Source organism: Pseudomonas sp. lyk4-R2A-8 (genome assembly GCF_030209095.1).
In the GTDB taxonomy this organism is placed as follows: domain Bacteria; phylum Pseudomonadota; class Gammaproteobacteria; order Pseudomonadales; family Pseudomonadaceae; genus Aquipseudomonas; species Aquipseudomonas quebecensis.
On sequence record NZ_JARVSS010000005.1, the window covers coordinates 113,960 to 139,263 of the forward strand.

The 25,304-nt window shown below is 61.5% G+C and carries 24 protein-coding genes; 17 read left to right on the forward strand and 7 right to left on the reverse strand.

Features of this window, described 5'->3' with window-relative positions; genetic code table 11:
• Nucleotides 1-11: 11 nt before the first annotated feature.
• The 3 genes from QRN10_RS06625 to QRN10_RS06635 form a co-directional block, all read right to left on the reverse strand.
• Nucleotides 12-1,262 (reverse strand): sarcosine oxidase subunit beta, encoded by a 1,251-nt coding sequence (locus tag QRN10_RS06625; RefSeq protein WP_010207084.1) that lies wholly within the window; start codon nucleotides 1,260-1,262, stop codon nucleotides 12-14.
• Nucleotides 1,263-1,284: 22 nt separating this feature from the next.
• Nucleotides 1,285-2,538 (reverse strand): serine hydroxymethyltransferase, encoded by a 1,254-nt coding sequence (gene glyA / locus QRN10_RS06630; RefSeq protein WP_181080176.1) that lies wholly within the window; start codon nucleotides 2,536-2,538, stop codon nucleotides 1,285-1,287.
• A gap of 154 nt (nucleotides 2,539-2,692) precedes the next feature.
• Nucleotides 2,693-3,421: a TraX family protein gene (locus tag QRN10_RS06635; RefSeq protein ID WP_285428049.1), complete on the reverse strand. Its 729-nt coding sequence runs from the start codon at nucleotides 3,419-3,421 to the stop codon at nucleotides 2,693-2,695.
• Between the two features lie 90 nt (nucleotides 3,422-3,511).
• On the opposite strand from QRN10_RS06635, the gene QRN10_RS06640 reads away from it, so the two are divergent.
• The 3 genes from QRN10_RS06640 (at nucleotide 3,512) to QRN10_RS06650 (ending at nucleotide 5,554) form a co-directional block, all read left to right on the forward strand.
• Nucleotides 3,512-4,552, forward strand: a complete 1,041-nt coding sequence (locus QRN10_RS06640) for a threonine aldolase family protein (protein WP_253509645.1) — start codon at nucleotides 3,512-3,514, stop codon at nucleotides 4,550-4,552.
• A gap of 182 nt (nucleotides 4,553-4,734) precedes the next feature.
• On the forward strand, nucleotides 4,735-4,935 hold the full coding sequence (locus QRN10_RS06645) for a hypothetical protein (protein ID WP_181080173.1): 201 nt from the start codon (nucleotides 4,735-4,737) through the stop codon (nucleotides 4,933-4,935).
• Between the two features lie 85 nt (nucleotides 4,936-5,020).
• Complete coding sequence (locus QRN10_RS06650) at nucleotides 5,021-5,554, forward strand: REP-associated tyrosine transposase (protein WP_285428050.1); 534 nt, start codon at nucleotides 5,021-5,023, stop codon at nucleotides 5,552-5,554.
• 857 nt (nucleotides 5,555-6,411) lie between these two features.
• Here QRN10_RS06650 and gbcB read toward each other — a convergent pair.
• Nucleotides 6,412-7,512, reverse strand: coding sequence for a glycine betaine monooxygenase reductase subunit (gene gbcB / locus QRN10_RS06655; RefSeq protein ID WP_181080731.1), 1,101 nt, complete (start codon nucleotides 7,510-7,512; stop codon nucleotides 6,412-6,414).
• A gap of 281 nt (nucleotides 7,513-7,793) precedes the next feature.
• Here gbcB and gbca point away from each other — a divergent pair, with 281 nt between their 5' ends.
• From gbca to QRN10_RS06725, 14 genes are all read left to right on the forward strand, one after another.
• A complete protein-coding gene (gbca, locus tag QRN10_RS06660; protein ID WP_253509646.1) occupies nucleotides 7,794-9,089 on the forward strand; it encodes a glycine betaine monooxygenase oxygenase subunit in 1,296 nt (431 codons plus the stop codon).
• A gap of 793 nt (nucleotides 9,090-9,882) precedes the next feature.
• Nucleotides 9,883-10,377, forward strand: a complete 495-nt coding sequence (locus tag QRN10_RS06665) for a prepilin-type N-terminal cleavage/methylation domain-containing protein (protein ID WP_285428051.1) — start codon at nucleotides 9,883-9,885, stop codon at nucleotides 10,375-10,377.
• Nucleotides 10,352-10,732, forward strand: coding sequence for a type II secretion system protein (locus QRN10_RS06670; RefSeq protein WP_181080729.1), 381 nt, complete (start codon nucleotides 10,352-10,354; stop codon nucleotides 10,730-10,732). The genes QRN10_RS06665 and QRN10_RS06670 overlap by 26 nt, the downstream gene beginning before the upstream one ends.
• Complete coding sequence (locus tag QRN10_RS06675) at nucleotides 10,719-11,225, forward strand: type II secretion system protein (RefSeq protein WP_266247166.1); 507 nt, start codon at nucleotides 10,719-10,721, stop codon at nucleotides 11,223-11,225. Before QRN10_RS06670 ends, QRN10_RS06675 begins: the two co-directional genes overlap by 14 nt.
• A 73-nt stretch (nucleotides 11,226-11,298) precedes the next feature.
• On the forward strand, nucleotides 11,299-12,876 hold the full coding sequence (locus QRN10_RS06680) for a lytic polysaccharide monooxygenase (protein WP_253509648.1): 1,578 nt from the start codon (nucleotides 11,299-11,301) through the stop codon (nucleotides 12,874-12,876).
• Nucleotides 12,877-13,057: 181 nt separating this feature from the next.
• Nucleotides 13,058-13,489, forward strand: a complete 432-nt coding sequence (gspG, locus tag QRN10_RS06685; RefSeq protein ID WP_285428052.1) for a type II secretion system major pseudopilin GspG — start codon at nucleotides 13,058-13,060, stop codon at nucleotides 13,487-13,489.
• A 1-nt stretch (nucleotide 13,490) separates the two neighbouring features.
• A complete protein-coding gene (locus tag QRN10_RS06690) occupies nucleotides 13,491-13,955 on the forward strand; it encodes a transglycosylase SLT domain-containing protein (protein ID WP_181080725.1) in 465 nt (154 codons plus the stop codon).
• Complete coding sequence (locus QRN10_RS06695; RefSeq protein ID WP_253509650.1) at nucleotides 13,952-15,136, forward strand: type II secretion system F family protein; 1,185 nt, start codon at nucleotides 13,952-13,954, stop codon at nucleotides 15,134-15,136. Before QRN10_RS06690 ends, QRN10_RS06695 begins: the two co-directional genes overlap by 4 nt.
• A gap of 4 nt (nucleotides 15,137-15,140) precedes the next feature.
• Nucleotides 15,141-16,778, forward strand: a complete 1,638-nt coding sequence (locus QRN10_RS06700) for a GspE/PulE family protein (protein ID WP_285428053.1) — start codon at nucleotides 15,141-15,143, stop codon at nucleotides 16,776-16,778.
• Nucleotides 16,759-17,484: a hypothetical protein gene (locus QRN10_RS06705; protein WP_285428054.1), complete on the forward strand. Its 726-nt coding sequence runs from the start codon at nucleotides 16,759-16,761 to the stop codon at nucleotides 17,482-17,484. The genes QRN10_RS06700 and QRN10_RS06705 overlap by 20 nt, the downstream gene beginning before the upstream one ends.
• Nucleotides 17,481-18,035: a hypothetical protein gene (locus tag QRN10_RS06710; RefSeq protein ID WP_253509652.1), complete on the forward strand. Its 555-nt coding sequence runs from the start codon at nucleotides 17,481-17,483 to the stop codon at nucleotides 18,033-18,035. Before QRN10_RS06705 ends, QRN10_RS06710 begins: the two co-directional genes overlap by 4 nt.
• Nucleotides 18,036-18,041: 6 nt before the next feature.
• Nucleotides 18,042-18,578, forward strand: coding sequence for a hypothetical protein (locus QRN10_RS06715; protein WP_285428055.1), 537 nt, complete (start codon nucleotides 18,042-18,044; stop codon nucleotides 18,576-18,578).
• Nucleotides 18,575-19,063, forward strand: coding sequence for a hypothetical protein (locus QRN10_RS06720; protein WP_285428056.1), 489 nt, complete (start codon nucleotides 18,575-18,577; stop codon nucleotides 19,061-19,063). The genes QRN10_RS06715 and QRN10_RS06720 overlap by 4 nt, the downstream gene beginning before the upstream one ends.
• A gap of 18 nt (nucleotides 19,064-19,081) precedes the next feature.
• A complete protein-coding gene (locus QRN10_RS06725; RefSeq protein ID WP_285428057.1) occupies nucleotides 19,082-20,998 on the forward strand; it encodes a secretin GspD/PilQ domain-containing protein in 1,917 nt (638 codons plus the stop codon).
• 336 nt (nucleotides 20,999-21,334) lie between these two features.
• Here QRN10_RS06725 and etfB read toward each other — a convergent pair whose 3' ends face one another.
• Genes etfB through dgcB form a run of 3 tightly spaced genes read right to left on the reverse strand, consistent with a single transcriptional unit; the run spans nucleotide 21,335 to nucleotide 25,279 of the window.
• Nucleotides 21,335-22,105, reverse strand: a complete 771-nt coding sequence (etfB, locus tag QRN10_RS06730; protein WP_285428058.1) for an electron transfer flavoprotein subunit beta — start codon at nucleotides 22,103-22,105, stop codon at nucleotides 21,335-21,337.
• 10 nt (nucleotides 22,106-22,115) lie between these two features.
• Nucleotides 22,116-23,336: an electron transfer flavoprotein subunit alpha gene (gene etfA / locus QRN10_RS06735; RefSeq protein ID WP_266247182.1), complete on the reverse strand. Its 1,221-nt coding sequence runs from the start codon at nucleotides 23,334-23,336 to the stop codon at nucleotides 22,116-22,118.
• Entirely contained in the window at nucleotides 23,336-25,279 is a 1,944-nt protein-coding gene (gene dgcB / locus QRN10_RS06740; protein ID WP_285428059.1) for a dimethylglycine demethylation protein DgcB, read from the reverse strand. The genes etfA and dgcB overlap by 1 nt, the downstream gene beginning before the upstream one ends.
• Between the last annotated feature and the right edge of the window lie 25 nt (nucleotides 25,280-25,304).

The following is a 25,304-nucleotide window of genomic DNA, read 5'->3' on the forward strand; positions in this document are numbered from 1 at the left end:
AGTTTCTCCTGTTAGTGGGCGACGGCCGCGGCGCCGTGTTCGTCGATCAACGCACCGTTGTGGAAACGGTCGATGGAGAAAGGTGCGGCCAACGGGTGCATTTCACCCTTGGCGAGGCTCGCGGCAAATACGTTGCCTGAGCCCGGCGTGGCCTTGAAGCCACCGGTGCCCCAACCGCAGTTGAAGAACATGTTCGGTACCGGGGTCTTGGAGATGATCGGGCACGCATCCGGCGTGGTGTCGACGATGCCGCCCCACTGGCGGTTCATGCGCACGCGCGACAGCACCGGGAACATCTCGACGATGGCCTGGATGGTGTGCTCGATCACCGGGTACGAACCACGCTGGCCGTAGCCGTTGTAGCCGTCGATACCGGCGCCGATCACCAGGTCGCCCTTGTCGGACTGGCTGATGTAACCGTGCACGGCGTTGGACATGATCACACTGTCGATAATCGGCTTGATCGGCTCCGACACCAGTGCTTGCAGCGGGTGGGATTCGATCGGCAGGCGGAAACCGGCGAGCGAAGCCATGTGACCGGAGTTACCGGCAGTCACTACACCGACGCGCTTGGCGCCGATAAAGCCCTTGTTGGTTTCCACACCGATGCACACGCCATTTTCCTTACGGAAGCCGATCACTTCGGTCTGCTGGATCAAGTCCACGCCAAGTGCGTCGGCGGCGCGGGCAAAGCCCCAGGCCACGGCATCGTGGCGGGCCACGCCGCCGCGCCTTTGCACGGTGGCGCCGAGCACCGGGTAGCGGGTATTTTTCGAGCAATCCAGGTACGGAATTTCGTCCGCAACCTGCTTGGCGTTGAGCAGTTCGCCGTCCACACCGTTGAGACGGTTGGCGCTGACGCGACGCTCGGAGTCACGGATGTCCTGCAGGGTGTGGCACAGGTTGTAGACGCCACGCTGGGAGAACATCACGTTGTAGTTCAGGTCCTGGGACAGGCCTTCCCACAATTTCATCGCGTGTTCGTACAGGTGCGCCGACTCGTCCCACAGGTAGTTGGAACGCACGATGGTGGTGTTGCGCGCGGTGTTACCGCCGCCCAGCCAGCCTTTTTCGACCACGGCCACGTTGGTGATGCCGTGCTCTTTGGCCAGGTAGTAGGCAGTCGCCAGACCATGCCCGCCGCCGCCGACGATGACCACGTCGTAGACCTTTTTCGGGGTCGGCGTGCGCCACATCTTCTGCCAGTTTTCGTGGTGGCTGAGTGAGTGCTTGAAGAGGCCGAAGCCCGAGTAGCGTTGCATAGTCATTACTCCAAAACCGCGCTCAGCGATAAACCGGGAAATCAGCGCACAGGGCAGACACGTGCTTGGCCACGTTGGCCTCGACATCGGCGTCGCCGAGGTTGTCGAGGATGTCGCAGATCCAGCCGGCCAGCTCGATGCACTGCGGCACTTTGAAACCACGCGTGGTCACCGCCGGGGTGCCGATGCGCAGGCCCGAGGTCACGAACGGCGACTGCGGGTCATTCGGCACCGCGTTCTTGTTGACGGTGATGTGGGCGCGACCGAGAGCGGCATCCGCCTCTTTGCCGGTCAGGCCCTGACGGATCAGGCTGACTAGGAACAGGTGGTTGTCGGTGCCGCCGGACACTACATCGTAGCCGCGCTTGATAAACACGCTGGCCATGGCCTGGGCGTTGTCGATCACTTGCTGCTGATAGGCCTTGAAGCCGGGCTCCAGCGCTTCCTTGAAGCACACGGCTTTGCCGGCGATGACGTGCATCAGCGGGCCGCCCTGGGCACCGGGGAAGACGGCGGCGTTGAGTTTCTTCTCGATCTCTTCGTTGGCCTTGGCCAGGATCAGGCCGCCACGCGGACCGCGCAGGGTCTTGTGGGTGGTGGTGGTGACCACATCGGCGTACGGCAGCGGGTTCGGGTACAACCCGGCGGCGACCAGGCCGGCGACGTGGGCCATGTCGACGAACAGCAGCGCGCCCACCTTGTCGGCGATCTGACGGAAGCGTGGGAAATCCAGGGTCTTGGAGTAGGCGGAGAAACCGGCCACCACCATCTTCGGCTTGTGTTCCACCGCCAGGCGCTCGACTTCGTCGTAGTCGATCAGGCCGGTGTCGGTATTGATGCCGTACTGCACCGCGTTGTACAGCTTGCCCGAGGACGACACCTTGGCGCCGTGGGTCAAGTGACCGCCGTGGGCCAGGCTCATGCCGAGGATGGTGTCGCCGGCATTGATCAGCGCCAGGTACACGGCGCTGTTGGCGGACGAACCGGAGTGCGGCTGTACGTTGGCGTAATCGGCGCCGAACAGTTGCTTGGCGCGTTCGATGGCCAGGGCCTCGACTTTATCCACATGCTCGCAGCCGCCGTAGTAGCGCTTGCCTGGGTAGCCTTCGGCGTACTTGTTGGTGAGGCCGCTGCCTTGTGCTTGCATCACACGCTTGCTGGTGTAGTTCTCTGACGCGATCAGCTCGATATGATCTTCCTGGCGCTGCTCCTCGGCATTCATCGCCGCCAGCAGTGCGTCGTCATATCCCTGGATCTGGTCTTGTTTGCTGAACATCGCGTCTCTCCCAGCCTTTCGTCTTGTTAAGGCCCTCGCAGGGCCCTTTGATGCGATGGTAGGGCTGGTGCAGACAGGTCAAATGCCTGCGCACGCCACGCAAAGGTGCGTTTACGACATTGTTCAAACAACACGGAATAAATGTGGGAGGGGGTTAGGCAATGATGTGGCGCAGGAGCAGCAGCAGGAGGAAGTGCATGGGATACAGGGCGTAGGCCCAGCGGCGCATTGCTGGCGGCGAGGTGCGGTGGGCATGTCGCAATAAGACTAAGCCCGCCCGTGGCGCAATCAGGCACGCGACCAACCCCAACAGCGCCACCGCTGTGCCGCTATTGAGCAGGATCTGCCATTGATTGGCGGCCACGCAGACCAATCCTGGCAACACACTGAAATACCAGGGCAGGCGAAACACCAGCAACATCGCCAGCGGCAGCAATACGCCAAAAAAACCGAACATCAGCTGACTGGAGAACACCGCCGCCAAGGCAAGGGCAATCAGCGCCAATCCTCGATCAATGGTGGTCTTCTGCTGCCATCCTCGTGCAACCAGCAGGCCCAGTGCGAGGGTGGGCAGCACGTTCAACGTATCGGCATCCTCGATAAACAAGCGATACGGCACTTCGCTGATCACACTGAACAGCAGCAACCACCCCAGGTAGCGCCATTGACCGCTTACCGGCGCGTTTCGGACCCGATGCAGGTTCGCCGCAATCGCCAGGCAAAACCACGGAAACGCCAGACGCCCCGGCACATACAGGCCATCCAGGCTCAAACCGACATAACGCAGGTGGTCGAGCACCATGCTCAGCAGCGCCAGCCACTTGAGCAGGTCCAGGGCGCCGTCTCGGACGGGTCCGACAGGCAAGGCGTGAGCGCTGTGCATAAATCCCCAATGACTTTGCATTTACAGAGCGTGCGCGCGCCCAACAATCTTGGTTACAGTGCGCACCAACATCGACCACAGGAACGGGCCATGACCGACAAGAGCCAACAATTCGCCAGTGACAACTATTCCGGCATCTGCCCGGAAGCCTGGGCCGCCATGGAACAAGCCAACCACGGCCACCAGCGCGCCTATGGCGATGATGAATGGACCCACCGCGCCGCCGACGGTTTCCGCAACCTGTTCGAAACCGACTGCGAAGTGTTCTTCGCCTTCAACGGCACCGCCGCCAACTCGCTGGCGCTGTCGTCTTTGTGCCAGAGCTACCATAGCGTGATTTGCTCGGAAACCGCCCACGTCGAAACCGATGAATGCGGCGCGCCGGAGTTTTTCTCCAACGGCTCCAAGCTGCTCACCGCACGTACCGAAAACGGCAAGCTGACCCCGGAATCGATCCGCGAGATCGCCCTCAAGCGACAGGACATCCACTACCCCAAACCGCGTGTGGTCACCCTGACCCAGGCCACTGAAGTCGGCAGCGTGTACACCCCCGAAGAAATCCGCGCCATCAGCGCCACCTGCAAGGAACTGGGTCTGAACCTGCACATGGATGGCGCGCGCTTCGCCAACGCCTGTGCGTTCCTCGGCTGCTCGCCGGCCGACCTGACCTGGAAAGCCGGGGTGGACGTGTTGTGCTTTGGCGGCACCAAGAACGGCATGGCCGTGGGTGAAGCGATCCTGTTCTTCAACCACAAGCTGGCCGAAGACTTCGATTACCGCTGCAAACAGGCGGGTCAGTTGGCCTCGAAAATGCGCTTCTTGTCCGCCCCCTGGGTGGGCCTGCTGGAAAACGACGCCTGGCTCAAGCACGCACGCCACGCCAACCATTGCGCGCAACTGCTGAGCAGCCTGGTGGCCGATATTCCCGGCGTCGAACTGATGTTCCCCGTGCAGGCCAATGGCGTGTTCCTGCAGCTTTCGGAACCCGCCATCGCCGCACTGACGGGAAAAGGCTGGCGCTTCTACACCTTCATCGGCAAAGGTGGGGCGCGCTTTATGTGTGCGTGGGATACCGAAGAGGAACGCGTAAGAGAACTGGCTGCGGATATCAGGGAAGTGATGAACGCCTGAGCTTGGCGAATACTGGCGCAATGCCGAGTCTGTTATCTGGTATTTCCGACAGCAGCGCGCTGGGTTTTCATTGGCTAGCCTCTTGGAACCCGCAAGGAAACGGTCGCTGCAGCGGCCGACCTTTCGGGCACAACCGCCCGCCGACAATCGGCTGGAAACGGAAATCCAGAAGAGGTTTGATCATGGAATATCAAAGCAACGGCAATATGCTCAAAAGCGACGGCAGTGTCAGCACCACGGTGATCGACTGGGATGAGTTCAGAAAGACCGCCCAAATCGGCGACACCATCCGCGAGCCGTCGAGGACGTTGAGGATCTATGACAAAGTCTATGAATTGACAGCATCAGGTCAGCACTTCGTAGTCCACCTCTACGCCCAGTAACCTTCTGACCATTCCCACGCTCAGCGTGGGAATGCCTCCACGGACGCTCCGCGTCCGGGCCACACGCCTGTCCAAGGATGATTCCATGGGTAGAAGCCGCTATGTCATCACCGAACCCGAGAAGCCGCATTTCCTGACCTGTACCGTCATGGAGTGGCTACCGCTGTTTACCCGCGACTACATCGTCGGCCATCTCCTGGATTGCTGGCGATATCAACAACGCCATGAGGCGCTCAACCTTTACGCCTACGTCGTCCTCGAAAACCACCTGCATTTCGTCGCTCAAGCGCCTGACTTGGGCAAGTGCGTCAGCCAATTCAAATCCTTCACTGCCCGTACCATCATCGATGACCTGCAGAGTAAAGGCGCTGAGCGCGTATTGCGGCGCCTGCGCTTCAGCAAACGTGCGCATAAAGCCGATCGGGTTTATCAACTGTGGCAGGAAGGCTCACATGCCGAGCTGGTGTATAGCGACGCCGTGATGCGCCAGAAGCTGGATTACATCCACCACAACCCGGTGAAGCGAGGATATGTGGATCAGGCAGAACACTGGCGGTATTCCAGCGCTCGCGACTACTCAGGGATGCAAGGATTGATCGACATCCAGCACTGGCACTGAACATCAAGTTCTATGCACCTTGTGACGCGGAGCGTCACGGGCTGCATTCCCACGCGGAGCATGGGAACGATCTACGCTCAGAAGCCGATTAACCTCGTTCCCACGCTCTGCGTGGGAATGCCTCCATGGACGCTCCGCGTCCCGCCAAGCACGCAAGATTTGAACCTTGTGCATCTTGTGACGCGGAGCGTCACGGGCTGCATTCCCACGCGGAGCGTGGGAACGATCGACGCTCAGAACCCAGTGAACCTCGTTCCCACGCTCTGCGTGGGAATGCCTCCCCGGACGCTCCGCGTCCCGGCAAGCACGCAAGATTCGAACCTTGTGCATCTTGTGACGCGGAGCGTCACGGGCTGCATTCCCACGCGGAGCGTGGGAACGATCGACGCTCAGAAGCCGATTAACCTCGTTCCCACGCTCTGCGTGGGAATGCCTCCCCGGACGCTCCGCGTCCCGGCAAACACGCAAGACTTGAACCTTGTGCACCTTGTGACGCGGAGCGTCAAGGGCTGCATTCCCACGCGGAGCGCGGGAACGATCGACGCTCAGAACCCAGTGAACCTCGTTCCCACGCTCTGCGTGGGAATGCCTCCCCGGACGCTCCGCGTCCTGGCAAACACGCAAGACTTGAACCTTGTGCATCTTGTGACGCGGAGCGTCACGGGCTGCATTCCCACGCGGAGCGTGGGAACGATCGACGCTCAGAACCCAGTGAACCTAGTTCCCACGCTCTGCGTGGGAATGCCTCCCCGGACGCTCCGCGTCCCGCCAAGCACGCAAGATTCGAACCTTGTGCATCTTGTGACGCGGAGCGTCACGGGCTGCATTCCCACGCGGAGCGTGGGAACGATCTACGCTCAGAACTCGATACGCACATCACCCTTCGGCACGCTGCAGCACGACAGGATGTAGCCTTCGGCCTCGTCTTCCTCGGTAATCCCGCCGTTGTGCTCCATCTCTACTTCCCCGCCCAGCTTCATCACCTTGCACGTACCGCAGATACCCATGCCGCAGGCCTTGGGGATCATCAGGCCAAGCTTGGCGGCGGCCGCGTGCACGGTTTCGCCCGGCGCCACGCGGATGCTTTTGCCCGAGGCGATGAACTCCACCTGGTGCAGATCCGCCAGGTCAACTTCCGGCGCGTCGGCAGCTTGTTCAGCTTGCTCCACGGCGTCGGCCCGCGCTTCGGGTGGCGTGGCGCCGAAAGACTCCTCGTGGTAGCGCGTCATGTCGAAACCGGCCGCCTCCAGCAGGCGTTTCACCGCGCTCATGTACGGTGTGGGGCCGCAGCAGAACACTTCGCGCTCGAGGAAGTCTGGCACCATCAACTCAAGCATCTTGTGGTTCAGGTAGCCGCGATACCCGGCCCAGGGCTCGCCCAGGCCATGCTTCTCGCAGATCAGGTGCAGGCTGAAGTTGTCGATCCGCGATGCCATGTGCTCCAGCTCGCGGTGATAAATGATGTCTTTGGGCGAGCGGGCGCTGTGGACAAACGTCATGTCGACATTGGCGTTGGTGTCGTAGAACCAGCGCGCCATCGACATCACCGGCGTAATACCCACACCTCCGCTGAGGTACAGCACCTTCGGGCTCGGGTAATCGATGGCGTTGAACAGCCCGACCGGCCCATGCACTGCCAGCTCCTGGCCTTCATGCAACGTGTCGTGCAGCCAGTTGGACACCTTGCCGCCCGGCACGCGCTTGATGGTCACCGAAAAGCTGTAGGGCACCGACGGCGAGCTGGAGATGGTGTACGAACGCATGATCGGCTGGCCTTCGATTTCCAGCTCCAGGGTCACGAACTGCCCCGGCTTGAAAAAGAACAGGATCGGCTGGTCGGCCATGAAACAAAAGGTGCGCACATCCCAGGTTTCCTGGATGACTTTGACGCAACGGACGATGTGCCGACCATTGGCCCAGGTCTGGGTGGTTACCGGATTCAGGAAATTATTGGACATGTTGTTCTCCACCGCCGACGTCGGCCTTATGGTGGCGATTCTGCGTAACGCGAGAACCGCCCATTTACCTATCTGCGACATTCACATACTTATCGCGACCAGCCCCCATACCACGGGGCTTGCGCGTCGGGATCAGAGTGGGCCATGTCGCTCATGGATAAGGTTCGGCACATCAGCAGCCCCACACTCGCTCCCAACAACGACGCTTTGTTTACGCCTTGCTGCACACCTGATCAGCCACTATTCGCCGGCCACACAGAATGGCCATGAGGACACACACGATGGACGTCACCGCAACCCTGAGCTTGGGCGATCCGCTGGAACCCGCACGCAAGGCCACCGCGCAAATGCTGCAAGAGCGCGAGCGCACGTTTTCGCTGCCGCAGCCGTTCTACTCTGATGAACGGCTGTTCGAAATCGACATGCAGGAGATCTTCCAGAAAGAGTGGCTGATCGCCGGCATGACCTGCGAGATTCCCACCAAAGGCAACTACCTGACCCTGCAGGTGGGCAAGAACCCAATCATCGTGATCCGTGGCGCCGAGGGCGTGGTGCATGCGTTCCATAACGTGTGTCGCCACCGTGGCTCGCGCCTGTGCACCAGCGACAAAGGCAAGGTGGCCAAATTGGTCTGCCACTACCACCAGTGGACCTACGAACTGGACGGTCGCCTGCTGTTCGCCGGCACCGAGATGGGCGCCGACTTCGACATGAAGCAGTACGGCCTCAAGCCCGTGAACGTGAAGACCGCCGGCGGCTACATCTTCATCAGCCTGGCCGAGAACCCGCCGGCCATCGATGACTTCCTGTCGACGCTGAACCACTACATGGAACCCTACGACATGGAGAACACCAAGGTGGCGGTGCAGACCACCTTGATGGAAAAGGCCAACTGGAAACTGGTGCTGGAAAACAACCGCGAGTGCTACCACTGCAACGCGTCGCACCCGGAGCTGTTGAAAACCCTGTTGGAATGGGACGACGTCACCGACCCACGCGCCGACCAGGCCTTCAAGGACCACGTGGCCGCTTCCGCTGCCGCCTGGGATGCCGAGAAGATCCCTTATGCCCACGCCAGCTTCGGCCTGCGTAACCGTATCGTGCGCATGCCGCTGCTCAAGGGCACGGTGTCGATGACCCTGGACGGCAAGCAGGGCTGCGCCAAGTTGATGGGCCGCATCAAAAACCCTGATCTGGGCTCGATGCGCATCCTGCACCTGCCGCACTCGTGGAACCATTGCATGGGCGATCACATCATCGTGTTCACGGTGTGGCCGATCAGCGCCCAGGAAACCATGGTGACCACCAAGTGGCTGGTGCATAAGGACGCCGTGGAAGGTGTGGACTACGACGTGGAGCGCATGCGCCAGGTGTGGGACGCCACCAATGATCAGGACCGTCGCCTGGCCGAAGAGAACCAGCGCGGCATCAACTCCACCGCCTACCAGCCGGGGCCTTACTCCAAGACCTATGAGTTCGGCGTGGTGAACTTCGTGGACTGGTACAGCGAGCGCATGCTGAACAACCTCGGCGCAGCCCCAGCCCCTTACCTCAAAGGCGTGGCTGCACACGAATAACCGATACCCATAGCTCAAAAAAACAGATGGGAGGGGCTTACCCCTCCCACATTTGATCCTCACACTGCTCAACATTTGATCATATCTCTCGCAGGCCACTGCCAGCCTGCCCTGCAGCCTTTACCCAACAACTTATCCACAAACCCACCCACAGCAATTGTGGGCAACTGCGCTAGCCGGCCAAAATTAACTGAAGAAAATCCGTGACTTATTCAAGTTGACGGCTCACTCAATATATTGATCATTTATTAATCACAAGCCTATAAGCCACGTAAACCGTGACCTGTAGCGGTGCGCAAACACCTTATCCACAGAACCGCCAACAGACTTTGGGGGCAACTTCTACCAGGCTGTGGAAAACCGAGCACAACCTTCATAACGCGAGGGTTTCAGCGCCATTCTTTGGTTTAAGCGGCGATTTGATCAATAAACAACCAAACGATTAAGAACCCCGTTTTATAAGGCCTGTAGCGGATAGCGAACATCTTATCCACAGAAGCGCCAACAGACTTTGGGGGCAAGTCCAACCGATGCCTGACCTTTATCCACACGGAAAAGCACCAAAAAACCGTGACTTAGCTTGATCAATTTTCGTACAGGAGCCTGTAGCCCTCGATTGACGAGGCTTGTGGGCACCCACGAACACCTTATCCACAGCTGCGCTCACAGCGTTTGTGGGTAACTGCATACCTGTACAAAAAACACACTGCATCTACACTCACCTTTGCAGTCAATTCCATGGCCTGGGTTAACGCGGAAGTCCTTGGCAGCCTGATCGGGAGGTAGAACGGTTATGTGGCAGGGCACGCCCAGCCATCACTGCGCCAAAGGTTTTACGCTGATTGAATTACTACTGACGCTGGCCTTTCTGGCCACGCTGGCGACAGTGGCTTATCCGCTGACAGCATTGATGGGTAAACGCGACCGAGAACTCGACTTGCAACGTTCGTTGCGAGAGATACGCCGCGCCATTGATTCCTACAAAGAAGCCAGTGACGACGGACGCATCGAGAAGAGCGTCACCGACAGTGGTTACCCGCCCTCCTTGCGGATATTGGTCGACGGCGTCACCGACAAAACCAACCTGCAGGGCAACAAACTCTATTTTCTGCGGCGCATTCCTCGGGACCCTCTTTGCGAGTGCCCCGAACTTGCGCCGGAAAAGACCTGGCAACTGCGCAGTTACAAGAGCACCGCCGACAACCCACAAGAGGGAGAAGATGTATTCGACGTTTCATCCCGCAGCCCACGGGAGAGTTTGAATGGAACGTTATACAGCCAGTGGTGAGCGCGGTTTTACCTTGATCGAATTGCTGGTGGTGATGGCAATCATCGCCACACTCATGACGCTGGTCACGCCACAATATTTTCGCCAGCACGCCAAGGCCCAGGAGACCGTGCTGCGCCATAACCTCTCCACCATTCGCCAGGCACTGGATCAATACCGTGAAGACCACGGTGAAAACCCCGCCTCCCTGCAAGCCCTGGTGGACCGCCGTTACCTGCGTGAAATCCCCCTGGACCCGCTGACCGGCAAGCGCGACACCTGGCAACTGCAGCCCTCCGACGAACAAGGCCTGGGCGACGTACGCAGCGGCGCGCCCGGCACCGCCAATGACGGGAGCGCCTATGCCGACTGGTAAACAGCACCAGCAAGGCTCGGTGTTCATGGGCATGTTGGTGACCGTGGCCGTAGTGGCCGTGATGCTGATGGAAGTGGGCACGCTGTGGTCCAGCGTGCTGCAGCGCGAACGCGAGCTGGAACTGCTGGCGCGCGGCAATGAAATCCGACGGGCCATCGGCTTGTACTATGCGGCCGGCAACACCTTTCCCAAATCACTTGAAGATCTGGTCCTCGACCGCCGCCAACCGACCATCAAGCGCTATCTGCGCCGGGTCTACACCGACCCGCTGACCGGCACCACCGATTGGGGCGTGGTCGCGGGTCCGGGCGAAACCATCATGGGCGTATTCAGCCAGGCCGAAGGCACACCGTTCAAACAAGGCAACTTTTCTGTCATTAACCAACGTTTTACAGGGCAAGGCAGTTATCAAGGGTGGGTGTTTCTGTATGGCTCTGTACAGAGTAACCCTGCAACCCGCACCGCTCCCATGGGAGATCAGCTGACTCAATGACTTAACGACGTAAACACACTGATCGTTCCAGCAGTTCGGAACTTGTTTATCTGAATTGAAGGTGGACTAGAGCATGAATAATTTACAGAGCTACGCGAGAGACTTATTCAAGTGGGTCCTGGCAGCGGTGTTATTGGCACCCGCAGCAGGATGGGGGCATGGGGCTGTCGAAACGCCTCCATCCCGTGCTTTGAACTGTTACGTAACGGGAGGACACTGGGGCTCTGCTAATGGCTCATCTATTAAAGATGAAGGCTGTCGAGAGGCTTTTACAAAAACATTCAATTCCACCAATGACTGGGCAATTGCCGCCGATCAATGGCACGAGGTTGCGAAGATTCCGGAGATCAACCATCCGACGTTGGATCAGATCAAGGCCATTATTCCGGACGGCCACATATGCGCAGCAAATGATCCGAAAAAAGCCAGCTTGGATTACCCCACTCCGTTATGGACAAAGTACAAGGAAAATGTAGTGCCAGGTCAATCACTGGCTATACGCCTTGTTGGCACAATTCTTCATGTGCCCAGCACGTTTTATGCGTTTATAACCAGGCCTGGTTTTAACAGCGCGACTGACGTATTGAAATGGAGTGATTTAATCGCCTTGGGGGGACCCGAAAGACTCGAAAAGGCGTACACCAATTGGAACCCACCCGCCTTGCTCCCCGGGCTTGCAGGTTTTTATGTGATCAATCGGACTATCCCCAGCAACGCATCGGGTAATGGATTGGTGGTAGGAATATGGGTCAGGGATGATCCAAATGGCGAGTTCTTCATTTCTTGTTCAGATGTAAGGTTCCAAAGTGGCGGTGTTCCGGACCCGCTGACAAATATCGGCCCTTACATCGGTCCCGATATGCAATCGCTCAAAGTCGGCGACTCCGTCCACTTCCGGATCTTTGGGGTCGATGCCAAAGGAACGGAATTGGTGGATATCACCCAGAAAATCCGAACCGATAATTTGGCACCGGCCAAATGGGGACTGGAAATAGCCAACCAGGTCCCCCCTGCCATTGCCAAAATCGGCGTAAAAGCCAATGGTACGGTTACGTTCAACTCTGCTAACCCGCAGGCCAATGCAACCTATGCCACTAACCCGCATTACAAACAGGTGATGTCGATCATTACCGGCGGCGGTGAAACCCCTGATGAACGCCCTCCTACTGCCAACTTCCAAGGCCCAACCGAAGCCAAAGAAGGTGAAACCGTCACATTCGACGGCAGAAGCTCAGTCGGACACAACGGTCCTCTTACGTATATATGGTCCACAAACGCTTCGGACCATGCTTCGCCCCCACCCAACCACCAGAGCACCTTTTCCTTCAAGGTGGGCCCGTATGTCGATCCCGTTCCGGGCGCTCCGCAGCCTAACTACATCATTAAATTAGGCGTTTATGACGCGCAAAATCGGAAAAACGGCCAGAAGGAAACGACCTTCGTGATCAAAAAGGCTGGGCACAATGACGGTTTCCCTCAGTGGCTATCGGAAGTTGCCTACACCTACAACAGCGGCTCACAAGTCTCCAACCATGGAGTGAAGTATCGGTGCAAACAGGGATCAGCAGGCGCATGGTGCGGGCAGATTGAAAATGAACCCGGCAAACCCGGCTCCACTTTCTGGCAGCGCGCATGGGATGTTGTTCCTTGAGTCACCGGCATATGCGCTGACTTGATAACAGCAAGCGCCAAACGTTATAGGGCGCCTTACGGCGCCTTATATCGCGCACCGCTACAATTGGAAGCAGTAATGGTTATAACGCAGTCCTACCGGCGGTGCCCGCTTCCCCAACGGGCCGGCAGAGAGTTACTCCCAACCGTCGAGGATTGCCATGCGCGCACGCACGCTTATCGCCCCGCCTCAGGGCGGCTTTACGTTACTTGAACTGCTGGTCGTCCTGCTGATCATCGCCCTGCTCGCCGGCTACGTCGGCCCGAAGATGTTCGACCGCCTTGAACTGGCCAAAGTGCAAACCGCCCAGGGCCAGATGAAGTCCCTCGCCGATGCCTTGAACCAGTACCGTCTGGACAATGGCAACTACCCCGACGAAACCCTCGGCCTGAATGCGTTGACCACGCGGCCCGCCAATGCGGGCAATTGGCAGGGGCCGTATTTGAAAACGTTACCCCCAGACCCTTGGGGCAACGCTTATCGCTACAAGAACCCCGGCACCCCGCCCAACGATGCGGAAATCATCTCGCTGGGCCGCGACGGTAAGGCCGGTGGTGTGAACACCTACGCCGACATTGTGTACGGTCTGTGACATGCGCACGCTGCGGCTGGTCCTGACGCTCCTGTGCCTCACGGGTACAGCCCAGGCCAACTGCTGGCAACTGGCAGCCAGCCGCTACCACGTCGACCCACTGCTGCTGTATGCCATTGCCAAGGTCGAGTCCGGCCTCAACCCTGACGCGCGCAATATCAACACCGACGGCAGCCAGGATATCGGCCTGATGCAAATCAACAGCCGCCATTTGCCCGCGCTGGCCGCGTTCGGCATCACCGAACGGCACCTGCTCCAGCAACCCTGCACCAGCGTGATGGTCGGCGCATGGATTCTCGCCGGTTTCATCCGCGAAAAAGGTTATGGCTGGCAGGCCGTGGGCGCTTACAACGCAGGCGCCAAGCCGGAGCGTGAAGCGCGGCGCACACGCTACGCTCGCGCCGTGTGGCGTTATTACGGCGAGCTGCTGCAGCAGCGCCAGCAACTGGCCAGGCAAACGCCATGATCGACATCGACGCGCGAATCATCCGCGATGGCCACTTGCAGTCCCTGCATCTGCAAGCCACCGACCTGGCCCAGGCGCGCCGGCAATTGCAGGCCGACGGCGCCCAGGTCATCTCGTTGAAAGCCCGTCGCCAACTCAAATTACCGAGCCGGCGGTCCAGGTTCGCCCTTGGCTTGTTCATCCAGGAATTGGTGGTGCTGCTCGACGCCGGCCTGGTGCTGGTGGAAGCCGTGGAAACCCTGCGCGACAAGGCACCGCCTGGCATCAACCGGCAAGTGATGAGCGACCTGCTGGCGTCGATGTATGAGGGCAACTCGTTATCCAAAGCGCTGCAGCTCAAGCCGCAGACGTTCCCGTCGCTGTTGATCGCCACCGTGGCGTCCTCCGAGCACAGCGGCCAATTGGCCGTGGCCCTGCGCCGCTACCATCATTTTGAAGCGCACTTGGAAAGCGTGAAAAAACGCGTCAGCGGCGCCCTGATGTACCCCGTGGTGGTGCTCAGCGTGGGTGCGTTGATCCTGCTGTTTCTGCTGTTCTTCGTGATCCCACGCTTCGCTTCGGTGTTCGACGCGGTCAACGACCTGCCTGCCACCGCGCGTTTGATGGTGTGGTGGGGCGCGCTGGTGGAGGCGCGCGGCATGGAGTTACTGATCGGCCTGGTGCTGGCAATCGTCGCGCTGGTGCTGCTGTTTCGCAGTGCCGCGTTCAAACGTCGCGCGGCCGAGCTGTTCTGGAAGATTCCCAGCCTGGGCGCCCAGCGCACGCTGTTTGTACTCGCGCGGTTTTATCGCACCGCCGGCATGCTGTTGATGGGCGGAATGCCGGTGGTCACAGCGGTGGAACTGTCCGGTGCCCTGCTGCCTGTGGAACGCCAGGCAGCCCTGCGCCAAGCCATGATCGATATCCAGTCCGGTCAGCCGCTGTCCACGTCATTGGCCCGTCACCAACTGACCACCGCCGTCGCCGAACGCCTGCTGCGGGTCGGTGAACAAAGCGGCGAATTGGCGGCCATGTGCGAGCGCATCGCGCAGTTTCACGATGAGGCGCTGGAGCGCGCCATCGAGCTGTTCAGCAAGGTCTTCGAGCCGGTGTTGATGCTGGTGGTGGGCGGGCTGATTGGCCTGATCGTGTTCATGTTGTACATGCCGATCTTTGAACTGGCGGGCTCCATTCAGGGGTAGTGCGATGAGCGAACAGACACGGCAATGGCAGGCTCTCGCAGAGCAACGCGGGTTGAGCGTATCCAATTACCTGCTGGAGGTGCTGCACACAGCGCCCGAACAGCTGGCGACGATCGCCCATACTTTGGGAATGCTCGCCATTGCCCCGGAAAATCTCGATGAACACTGGCGCTTTGACCTGCTGCCATTGCCTCAGGCACTGGTGCATAACGTGCTGCCCCTGGACCACGAGGGCCAGCCGTGCCTGGTACTGGGCGACCCCTTCACCCTGACAAGCCGACACTGGCTGCAGTCCTCCAGCACCTTGCGCCAATTGCCCCTGGCCATGAGCCTGCCCGGCGCCGTCAAGACCCGGTTGACCAAGGCCGAAGCCAGCCAGCGGGTGATGCAGCCGTTTGGCGCAGACGACCCAGACGCACCGATCAGCCAGGCCGCCCAGGAAATTTCCCTGAGCAGCATCGCCCGCGACGACAACCCAGTGGTGCGTCTGGTCAACTCCATGCTGTTCGACGCGCTGCAAAGCCGCGCCAGCGATATCCATGTGGAAACCAGTCCCGCCGGCCTGGTGATCAAGTACCGCATCGACGGCGTGTTGCAGCAGATGGGCCAGGCCAACGGCCTGGACATGGCCGAGCAGGCGCTGTCGCGGATCAAGGTGCTGTCGGAGCTGGATATCGGCGAGCGGCGGGTGCCCCAGGACGGGCGCTTCAAAATGAAGATCCAGAGCCGCGAAGTGGATTTTCGCGTGTCGATCATGCCCAGCATTCATGGCGAAGACGCGGTGTTGCGCATCCTCGACAAATCCCAGCGCGGCGAATCCCTGAGCCTGGAGGCCCTGGGCCTGGCCGCCGACACTATCGCGCGCATTCGCGTCCTGGCCAGCGAGCCCTACGGCATGCTGCTGGTCACCGGCCCCACCGGCAGCGGCAAATCCACCACGCTGTATGCCGCCTTGTCGGAGACCAATACCGGCGAGAAAAAAATCATCACCATCGAAGACCCGGTGGAATACGAACTGCCCGGCGTGCTGCAGATCCCGGTCAACGACAAGAAGGGCCTGACCTTCGCCCGCGGCCTGCGCTCGATCCTGCGGCATGACCCGGACACGATCCTGGTGGGCGAAATTCGCGACGGTGAAACCGCCGGCATTGCGGTGCAGGCCGCTCTGACCGGGCACCTGGTGATGTCGTCGGTGCATGCCAACAGCGCGTTCAGCGTGTTGGAGCGTTTTACCTACATGGACGTCGACCCGGCGAGTTTCGTCGAAGCGCTCAACGGCGTGGTCGCCCAACGCCTGGTGCGACGCGTCTGCCCGGACTGCGCCGAGGAGGCCGCGCCCGACGCGAACATTGCCCGCCTCGCCCAACTGCCCGAGGCTCAGTTGAACCAGGGTCATTACCGCGTGGGCAAGGGGTGCGAGGCCTGTCGCCACACCGGCTATCGCGGCCGGCTCGCATTGGCCGAAGTATTGACCCTGACCGACCGCATCAAGGAAGGCCTGCTCAACCGCAGCTCCGCCTCCACCCTGCGTGAACTGGCGCGTGAAGCCGGCCATGTGTTCATCCGCGACATTGCCCTGGCCCATGCGGCTCAGGGCGACACCACGCTCAAGGAGGTCCACCGTGTCATCTCCCTTTATTGAGCACGTGGTGTGGCTGCACAGCGACGCCGCCGAATGGGCCACGCGGGCCCGCTGGCGCGGCGCGCCCATCTGCCACGCGCAACGCCGGGGCGCGCCGCTGGCCGCCTGTGCCGAACTGCTGGAGCAGGCGCCACGCGGGCGCGTGAAGTTTCTCGACCGTGCCACGGTGCTGCTGGGTTTTCCCCATGTGCATTACCTGATGCTGCCCTGGCACCCCGAGCTGTACAGCGCACAGGACTGGCAAGGCTTCGCCGAGGCGACGTTCGGCCAGCAGGCCAATATCGATGCCGAGCGCTGGCAGGTGCAGGTCGCCGATAGCCCTTTCGGTCAACCGCGCCTGGCGGTCGCCACGCCACGGGATGTGCTGCAGGACCTGCGCGAGCTGTTCACGCTCAACCGCTTGCCGCTGGTGACCTGCGCGCCCGTGCTGACGGCAGTCGCCCGGCAGTACTGGCGGCACCTGCCCGACGATTGCGTGGTAGCCGTGCCCGAGGCCGGCAGCCTCAGTTGCCTGTACCGACACCACGGCATGATCGATCAGGTGTGCGTGATCCCCACCCTGCCCGGCAGCACCTTGAACGACAACCTGTTCACCGCCGACCTGCTGGTAGAACGACATGCCTCGGCTACGCGGGTTGTCAGCAACGCCCCGGTGGACAATCGCCTGGGGCCCGTGCATCCGTGGCTGGAGGAGTCGCCGTCATGAAATCCAGGCTCGCGGGTGTCTGGCAACACCTGCGCGCGCCCCGTGCGCCCAGCGTTGATTTTCAACGCCCCACCCCCACCCATCGTGCCCTGGTAGCCGGGTTGTGGCTGGTCGCAGGTCTGTTGCTGTCAAGCACCTGGCACCACTGGCAGCGCATGGTGCAGCAGCAGCAACAGACCGATGTGCTGGAGCAGCAATTTATTCAACTCACCCGCCGCCAGGAGCAGCTGATCCAGGCCGCCATCCGTTTGTCACCCCAGCAAAAACAGCAGCTGGCGAGCTTTGCCCGGCAAAAGATCACGCCGTTTGCCCTGATGGATGGCGTGGCGCAGGCCTGGTCCAAGGAAATCGCCCTGACCCGCGTGGAGGTCAACACCCAGGCCCAGGTCGTGCACCTGGACCTGGAAGCCAAGCAACTGGGGGATGCGTTTCGCTTCGTGGACCGGCTCAAGGCCCAGCCAGGGGTGCAGGTGAACCTGCAACAAAGCGCACTGAAGACCCAAGACCCGCAGCATCCGGTGCAGGTCAAACTCACCGTTGGCGCGGGCTAGCCGCCCATGGATGCCCTCACTCGCCACTTGCCGCGCCTGCGTTGGTACCTGATGCAAACGCGCCAGCGCCTGGGCTTCTGGGGCCTGCTGGCCGTGGGGGGAATGGCAGCGACGCTGCTGATTGAGGTGGCGGTGATTCAGCCGGCAAGCAGCGCCGACAGCCAGCGACGCCAGGCGCTGCAAGCGGGTATCGACGAACAGCCCCAGGCGGTTCAGGTAACTGAACCGGCGGCGGTCGAGGCATTACCCACGGCACACGATTTTGCCCCGCGCCTGGAAAAACTGCTGGGCCTGCTGAGCCAGCGCGGTTTCATCATTGAGCAAACCACCCTGGCCTACTCCACGCCGGGGGATACCGGATTGCAGCGCCTGGATGCGCAGATCCCTCTTTCCGGCCCCTACTTTCTCCTGCGCGAAGCCTTGACGGATATCGCCAAGGAGCCGGCGGTGCGCATCGAAAACCTGACCCTGGAGCGCAAGGACATCGCCAGCGGCCTACTCATCATCGACCTTAAAATCAGCGTCCTGGGGGTGGTGGAATGAAGCTGCCGGTGTACCTGCGCCTCTTCCTGCTGCTGACGTTGATCGGTTGCGCCTGGCTGTTCTGGCAGGACGAACCCGCACCTCCCGACCACGCTGCGGCCCCTGTCACCGCCACACCGGCGCCGACTGGACCGGCGCCCGCCGCCATTGCCGAAACGCCCCTGGCGAAGATCGATTTGTTCCCCGTACAAACCTGGACGCCACCGCCTGCTCCCGCGCCGGTGGTTAACACAGCGCCCACGCCGCCGGCGCTGCCCTTCACGGTCAGCGCGCAATGGCGCTACGAGAACCAGGCGAACATCGTCGTGCTCAGCGGCAATGGCAAACAGTACACCCTGTGCAACCGATGCTCGGTGCCCGGGCGCATCGTGCCCGGCAAGATGCTGGACGCCCACTACCGCTTGGACAAACTCACCGACACCGCCGTGGTGCTGACCTACCTGCCGTTGAAGCAGGTCAGCACCCTGCGCCTGGACAAGCACTGACCCGGGAGGGGCACGCTTATGCCGCTTAGATGGATTCCCTTGAGCCTGGCGCTGTTCGCACTGAGTGCGTGCGACACCCAGCGGGCGATCAGGCAAAGCGATGAGTTACGCAAACAAGGCGACATCGTGCGTTCGGTCGAGGTGCTGCAGGCCGAAGCCAAACAGGATCCCGACGATATTCAGCTGCGCACCGCGCAGTTCAGCAGGCTGGAACTGCTGGTGGCCCAATATAGCCGCGAAGCCAGCACCGCGCTGATGCGTGGCGACGATACCGCCGCCATCCGCGCCCTGGAAACCATCCTCAAATATGACCCCGGCAACCTCGGCGCGCGCCAGGAAATCCAGAACATCCAGGCGATGAAGCACCTGCGCCCGCAGCTGGCGCGGGCCTATGACATGAAGCGTTCCAACCCGGTGGAAGCGCTCAACCTGGTGCGCCGGATCATCGCGCAAAAGCCTAACTACCGAGAGGCCCTGGACTTTCGTAACGCCCTGACCCGTGAGTTGGTCAGCGCCGACTATCTCAGCGCGGACCTCTCCGAAGCCATGCGCAAACCTTTGAGCCTGGAGTTCAGCGCCCAGAGCCTGTCCACGATTTTCGAGACGATCGCGCGGCTGTCCGGGGTCAATTTTGTGATCGACAAGGACGTCAATCCCAGCGCATCGGCCAGCATGACCGCCAGTCGCACCACCGCCGAGGACGCACTGAACCTGTTGCTGACCACCCAGGGCCTGGAGAAGAAGATCCTCAACGCCAACACCATCCTGGTCTACCCGCGCCGCCCGGACAAAGAACGTGAATACCGCGAGCTGGCAGTGCGCACGTTTTACCTCAGCCACAGTGACCCCAAGGTGGTGGGCGCCGAGATCAAGCAAGCCCTCAAGCCCAAGGAAGTGCTGGTGGATGAGCGTTTGAACGCCGTGATTGTGCGCGACGGCCTCGACACCCTGAGCGCCGTGGAAAAACTGGTGGAGGCCATCGATATCGCACAGTCGGAAGTGACCATCGACATCCAGGTGCTGGAGGTCAGCCTGACCGACGAATTGAACCTGGGCATCCAATACCCGGAGAGCATCGGCTTATCCGTGGGCAACCTCGCCAACGTACCTGCCGGGCTGGCGGGCATTCCGATCAGCGCGTTGCGGGGGATCAATGGCGACAACATCCTGCTCGACTCGGGCAGCACCTCGGCACGCATCAATATGCTGCAACGCAGCGGTAACACCGTGACCCTGGCCAACCCCAGGGTGCGGGTGCGCAATCGTGAAGAAGCCCAGGTGAACATCGGTGACAAGATCCCTGTGGTCACCACCACCACCGCCAACCAGATCACCACCTCGTCGGTGTCTTACCAGGACGTGGGGTTGCAGATCACGGTCAAGCCCAATATCAGCCTGAGCGATGAGGTGAACCTGGAGCTGAGCGTGGAAATGAGCCATATCACCAAGCGCATTGCCGGCTCGGAACATGTACCGGCTACGTTCGAGCTCGGCTCACGGGCCACCAAGACCTTGCTGACCGCGCGCAACAATGAAACCCAGATCGTCTCGGGGCTGATTCGCACGGCGGACGTCGACGAGGGCTCGGGTTTGCCGTGGTTGAGCCAGATCCCGTGGATCGGTAAGAAGCTGTTTGGCTCCAACCAGAACACTCAGCAGAAAACCGAGATTATCCTGTTGCTGACCCCGAGAATCGAACGCAACCTGGACCTGCCGATTTCCCAGATCAGCACCTTTCACAGCGGCACCGAGGCGCGCAGTTCGACGCAGGGCATGATCCTGCGCGACACCACCGAAAAAATGATTCTCAAGCCAATTGGGGGCGACCCTGCGCCGGCGCTGCCACCGCCGATGCAACAACCGGATGCCACCTGGCAGCCGCTGCCGCCGCCGCTGCCGGACCTGGTACCCAAGCCTGCGCCAGCCCCCCCTTAACCTAAGATTCTGATGGAGATCACAATGTGGGAGGGGGCTCAATCTCAGTATCTGAGCGCAGATCGTTCCCACGCTCCGCGTGGGAATGCAGCCCGTGACGCTCCGCGTCACAAAGATGCACAAGGTTCAAATCTTGCGTGCTTGCCGGGACGCGGAGCGTCCTCGGCTTCTGAGCATCGATCGTTCCCACGCTCCGCGTGGGAACGCAGCCCGTGACGCTCTGCGTCACAAGATGCACAAGGTTCAAATCTTGCGTGCTTGCCGGGACGCGGAGCGTCCATGGAGGCATTCCCACGCAGAGCGTGGGAACGAGGTTCACTGGGCTCCCACAGCGGGTCAGCGCACAACGCCTTCTTCTATGAGCAGTTTGAGGATGGCTTGGGCGCCTTCTTCTGCGCTGACGCCTTTGAGCACCTGCCCTCCGCCCCCACTGGCCTTGGCCGTCGCCGCCTTCATGCGGTCAGCCCCGCTCTTGGCCTTGATCACCTTCAGGCGTTTTGGACGAGGCTTGGCCGGTTGCAGCACGGCGCCTGTGAATAACTCATCGGCATGAACCTCGACCTCATGGGCTGCCAACTCACCGCGCTGTGCCGGGCCGTAGGCGCTTTGCCGAGGTTTGGGCGCGGCGTTGTCCACCGTGGCCAGAAACGGCAGGCGTACTTTCAAGCGCCGCCGCTGGCCGCGTGGCAAGGCTTGCAGCACATGGGCCACGCCCCCGTCGATGGATTCCACCTGCGCCAGCCCGACAATCAGCGGCCAGCCCAATTGCTCGGCGAGCAGAAACGGCAACATACCCGAGCCTTCGCCGGTTTCGGCCTGGCTGCCGGTGAGCACCACCTGGGCACCGGCATCGCGCAGGTACTCGCTGAGCGCCGGCAACGCATCGCTGCCCTCCGGTTGTTCCAGCACATGCAACTGCGGCAAGCCCATGCCCAGGTAGCTGCGCAGGGTCGGCTCGGCGATGTCGCCGGCATGCAGCACCTGCAACTTATCCCCAGCCAGTTGCAGACCCAGCTCGACCGCACGGGCATCCTGCTCCGCACGGCGCGGGCGCCCGGAAGTGGGGTGGGCGCCGACGGACACCAGGCTGATTACATTCGTGGTCATGCTCATATCCTCAAGCCGCGTCGCGCTTGGCGCCGTTGCGGTAGGCCTCGACCGCATCGATCAAGGCATGCAGTATCGCGGCGCTCTCGCCGATCACCGACAGGTCGGCCCGCTTGATCATGTCGCAACCTGGGTCGAGGTTGATCGCCACCACCTTGTCGCAGGCACCGATGCCTTGCAGGTGCTGGATCGCCCCGGAAATCCCCACGGCTACGTACACCCGCGCCGTTACCCAGGTGCCGCTGGCGCCGACCTGGCGATCACGCGCCATAAAGCCATCGTCCACGGCGACCCGCGAGGCGCCTTCGGTGGCACCCAGGGCGGCGGCGGTCTGGTGGAACAGGGCCCAGTCCTTGACGCCGTTGCCGCCGGAGAAAATAAACTCGGCTTCGGCCATGGGGATTGCCGCCGGGTCCACCGCCACCGCGCCGAGATCCTCGATGCGCGGCAGGCTGCGCGCCAGGGTTGTGGATAACTCCACGGGCAACACTTCATGGCGGGTTTCGCTGACCGGGTCGGCACATTCGGCGGCGGCCAGAACCAGGCGTGGCAGTGGTCGCGCCAAATCCTCCTGGCCGGCACCGGCGCGGCCGATGCAGGTGTTGTCCTTGATCTGCCAGACGCGCGTGGCCGGGCGTTCCTTGAGGCTGGCGGCAAAACGCCGGCCCAGCTCACCGCCACCGCTGCGACTGTCCGGCAGCAGCCAGTGGCGTGGATTGAATTGGTTATCCACAGCCCGCAGGCCTTGCACCCGCTGTTCCGGCGAATAACCGTCGAATTCGGCACCGTCGAGCACCAGCAGGCGGTCGACACCGGCGGTGGCAAACGCGCTTTCCTTGTGTTCGCCAAATACCACCGCCAGCACCGCGCCGTCGTTGCCGGCCAGTTGCCGCGCCAGGCCAAGCAGGTCGCGGTCGTGACTGCTCAGGCGGCCGCCGACCATGTCCGGCACTACGTTGATGTAGAACGCAGGCGCCGCAATCTGATGCAGCGGCAATTGCACTTCGGCGGCCGCGGTACGCTTGCTGGCGCCGCCCTGCTGGGCGCCGCTGCGGTCGATGCGCTTGATGCCGTTGGGGCCAATAAAACCAACGCCATGAACGTTTTTGCGGATAACGCCGTTAGGCCCCATCCAGCTGTGTTGCAGCGGCTGCATCGCCGCATGCAGCGGGTGCAGGCGGTTGCGGGCGATCCATTCGGCCCGTGGGTCGCGGCGGATTATGTCGCTCATCAGTGCACCTCCGCAGGTTCACGCTTGGTCGGTGACTTGGCCGGTTGAGCCTCCTCAAGCAAGGCGTCGGCCACCAGTTCGGCGATGTCCTTGATCAATGGGCGCGGCTCGACCACCCCTTCGAGCATCGCGGTGCATTGCGGGCACCCTACCGCCACCAGTTCGGCGCCGGTCTCGCGGATGTCTTCCATGCGCATGTCGGGGATCCGTTGCTTGCCTGGGATGTCGGTAATCGGCGCGCCGCCGCCACCGCCGCAGCAGCGAGAACGGAAGCCCGAACGTTGCATCTCCTTGACCTCAATGCCCAAGGCTCGCAGCACTTGGCGCGGGGCCTCGTACTCACCGTTGTAACGGCCCAGATAGCACGGGTCGTGGTAGGTCACACTGTTGCCTTTGTGCTGGCCCAGGTTCAGCGCGCCCTCGCCGATCAGCTCGGCCATGAACGTACTGTGGTGCTGCACAAGGTAGTTGCCGTTGAAGGCGCCGTATTCGTTTTTCAGCACATGGAAACTGTGCGGGTCGCAAGTGACGATGCGCTTGAAGCTGTACTTGGCCAGGGTCTGGATATTGCGCGAAGCCAGCAGTTGGAAGGTCGCTTCATCGCCCAGGCGCCGGGCCACGTCGCCGCTGTCGCGTTCTTCCAGGCCGAGCACCGCGAAGTCGACCTTGGCCGCTTTCAGCACTTTGACGAACGCACGCAGCGTGCGCTGGTTGCGCATGTCGAAAGCGCCGTCGCCGACCCAGAACAGCACGTCGGCGCTGCCTTTTTCGCTGAGCAGCGGCAGGTTCAGATCCGCCGCCCAGTTCAGGCGACCGCCCGGGGCGAAACCGCCGGGGTTGTCGGTGGCGATCAGGTTTTCCAGGACTTCGGCGCCCTTGTTCGGCGTGGCACCTTTTTCCAGGGTGAGGTGGCGGCGCATGTCGACGATGGCGTCCACGTGCTCGATCATCATCGGGCACTCTTCCACACAGGCGCGGCAGGTGGTGCACGACCACAGGGTCTCGGCGTCCACCAGGCCATTGACGATGGGCTGGTGCGGGTTACCGCTGTGTTCGCCAATCGGCTTGCCTGGATACGGGCTGCCGGCAAACCTGGCATCGGTGCCGCCGGCCAGGCCGACCACCATGTCCTGGATCAGCTTTTTCGGGTTCAGCGGCTGGCCGGCGGCGAACGCCGGGCACGCCGCTTCGCACTTGCCGCACTGCACGCAGGCGTCGAAACCGAGCAGTTGGTTCCAGGTGAAATCCTTGGGCTTTTCCACGCCCAGGGGCGCGGTTTTATCGCTAAGGTCCAGCGGTTTCAAACCGGTGGAGCGACCGCCGCCGAAGCGTTCGGCGCGGCGGTGCCAGGCCAGGTGCAGGGCACCGGCGAAGGCGTGCTTCATCGGCCCGCCCCAGGTCATGCCGAAGAACATCTCGCTTACGCCCCACAGCACGCCCACGCTGAGCAGCGCAGCCAGCAACCAACCGCCGAAGTCCGCCGGCAGGATGCCCGCCACCGGCAGGGTCACCAGGAAGAAGCTCACCGAGAATGCCATGAGGCTCTTCGGCAGGCGCATCCACGGGCCTTTGGACAGGCGCGACGGCGGGTTGCGCCGCCGCAGGTACACGAAGGTGGCGCCGACAAACATCAACACCGAAGCCAGCAGCAAGGCGTAGCCGAGGATGCGATTGTGCAGGCCGAAGCCGTGCACCAGGATCGCCAGCAGCGCCGACAGCACAAAGCCCAGCGCCGTGGCGACGTGGGTGTTGGCGATGTATTTGTCGCGGGCGACCACATGGTGCAGGTCGACCATGTAGCGCTTGGGCATGGCCAGCAGGCCGCCCAGCAGGTCGACCTTGGACGCGCGGCCACGGCGCCACATGTTTACCCGGCGCAGGGCGCCGAGGACGGCGAGGCCCAGGGCGGCAAACAAGAGAATAGGCAGCAAGGTGTTCAACATTGAGGTGGCCTCAAGCGGCAAGTTT

Coding starts and splice junctions, on each gene's coding strand:
- QRN10_RS06625 (WP_010207084.1), bottom strand. CDS start 1,262: ATGCAACGCTACTCGGGCTTCGGCCTCTTCAAGCACTCACTCAGCCAC.
- glyA (WP_181080176.1), bottom strand. CDS start 2,538: ATGTTCAGCAAACAAGACCAGATCCAGGGATATGACGACGCACTGCTG.
- QRN10_RS06635 (WP_285428049.1), bottom strand. CDS start 3,421: ATGCACAGCGCTCACGCCTTGCCTGTCGGACCCGTCCGAGACGGCGCC.
- QRN10_RS06640 (WP_253509645.1), top strand. CDS start 3,512: ATGACCGACAAGAGCCAACAATTCGCCAGTGACAACTATTCCGGCATC.
- QRN10_RS06645 (WP_181080173.1), top strand. CDS start 4,735: ATGGAATATCAAAGCAACGGCAATATGCTCAAAAGCGACGGCAGTGTC.
- QRN10_RS06650 (WP_285428050.1), top strand. CDS start 5,021: ATGGGTAGAAGCCGCTATGTCATCACCGAACCCGAGAAGCCGCATTTC.
- gbcB (WP_181080731.1), bottom strand. CDS start 7,512: ATGTCCAATAATTTCCTGAATCCGGTAACCACCCAGACCTGGGCCAAT.
- gbca (WP_253509646.1), top strand. CDS start 7,794: ATGGACGTCACCGCAACCCTGAGCTTGGGCGATCCGCTGGAACCCGCA.
- QRN10_RS06665 (WP_285428051.1), top strand. CDS start 9,883: ATGTGGCAGGGCACGCCCAGCCATCACTGCGCCAAAGGTTTTACGCTG.
- QRN10_RS06670 (WP_181080729.1), top strand. CDS start 10,352: ATGGAACGTTATACAGCCAGTGGTGAGCGCGGTTTTACCTTGATCGAA.
- QRN10_RS06675 (WP_266247166.1), top strand. CDS start 10,719: ATGCCGACTGGTAAACAGCACCAGCAAGGCTCGGTGTTCATGGGCATG.
- QRN10_RS06680 (WP_253509648.1), top strand. CDS start 11,299: ATGAATAATTTACAGAGCTACGCGAGAGACTTATTCAAGTGGGTCCTG.
- gspG (WP_285428052.1), top strand. CDS start 13,058: ATGCGCGCACGCACGCTTATCGCCCCGCCTCAGGGCGGCTTTACGTTA.
- QRN10_RS06690 (WP_181080725.1), top strand. CDS start 13,491: ATGCGCACGCTGCGGCTGGTCCTGACGCTCCTGTGCCTCACGGGTACA.
- QRN10_RS06695 (WP_253509650.1), top strand. CDS start 13,952: ATGATCGACATCGACGCGCGAATCATCCGCGATGGCCACTTGCAGTCC.
- QRN10_RS06700 (WP_285428053.1), top strand. CDS start 15,141: ATGAGCGAACAGACACGGCAATGGCAGGCTCTCGCAGAGCAACGCGGG.
- QRN10_RS06710 (WP_253509652.1), top strand. CDS start 17,481: ATGAAATCCAGGCTCGCGGGTGTCTGGCAACACCTGCGCGCGCCCCGT.
- QRN10_RS06715 (WP_285428055.1), top strand. CDS start 18,042: ATGGATGCCCTCACTCGCCACTTGCCGCGCCTGCGTTGGTACCTGATG.
- QRN10_RS06720 (WP_285428056.1), top strand. CDS start 18,575: ATGAAGCTGCCGGTGTACCTGCGCCTCTTCCTGCTGCTGACGTTGATC.
- QRN10_RS06725 (WP_285428057.1), top strand. CDS start 19,082: ATGCCGCTTAGATGGATTCCCTTGAGCCTGGCGCTGTTCGCACTGAGT.
- etfB (WP_285428058.1), bottom strand. CDS start 22,105: ATGACCACGAATGTAATCAGCCTGGTGTCCGTCGGCGCCCACCCCACT.
- etfA (WP_266247182.1), bottom strand. CDS start 23,336: ATGAGCGACATAATCCGCCGCGACCCACGGGCCGAATGGATCGCCCGC.
- dgcB (WP_285428059.1), bottom strand. CDS start 25,279: ATGTTGAACACCTTGCTGCCTATTCTCTTGTTTGCCGCCCTGGGCCTC.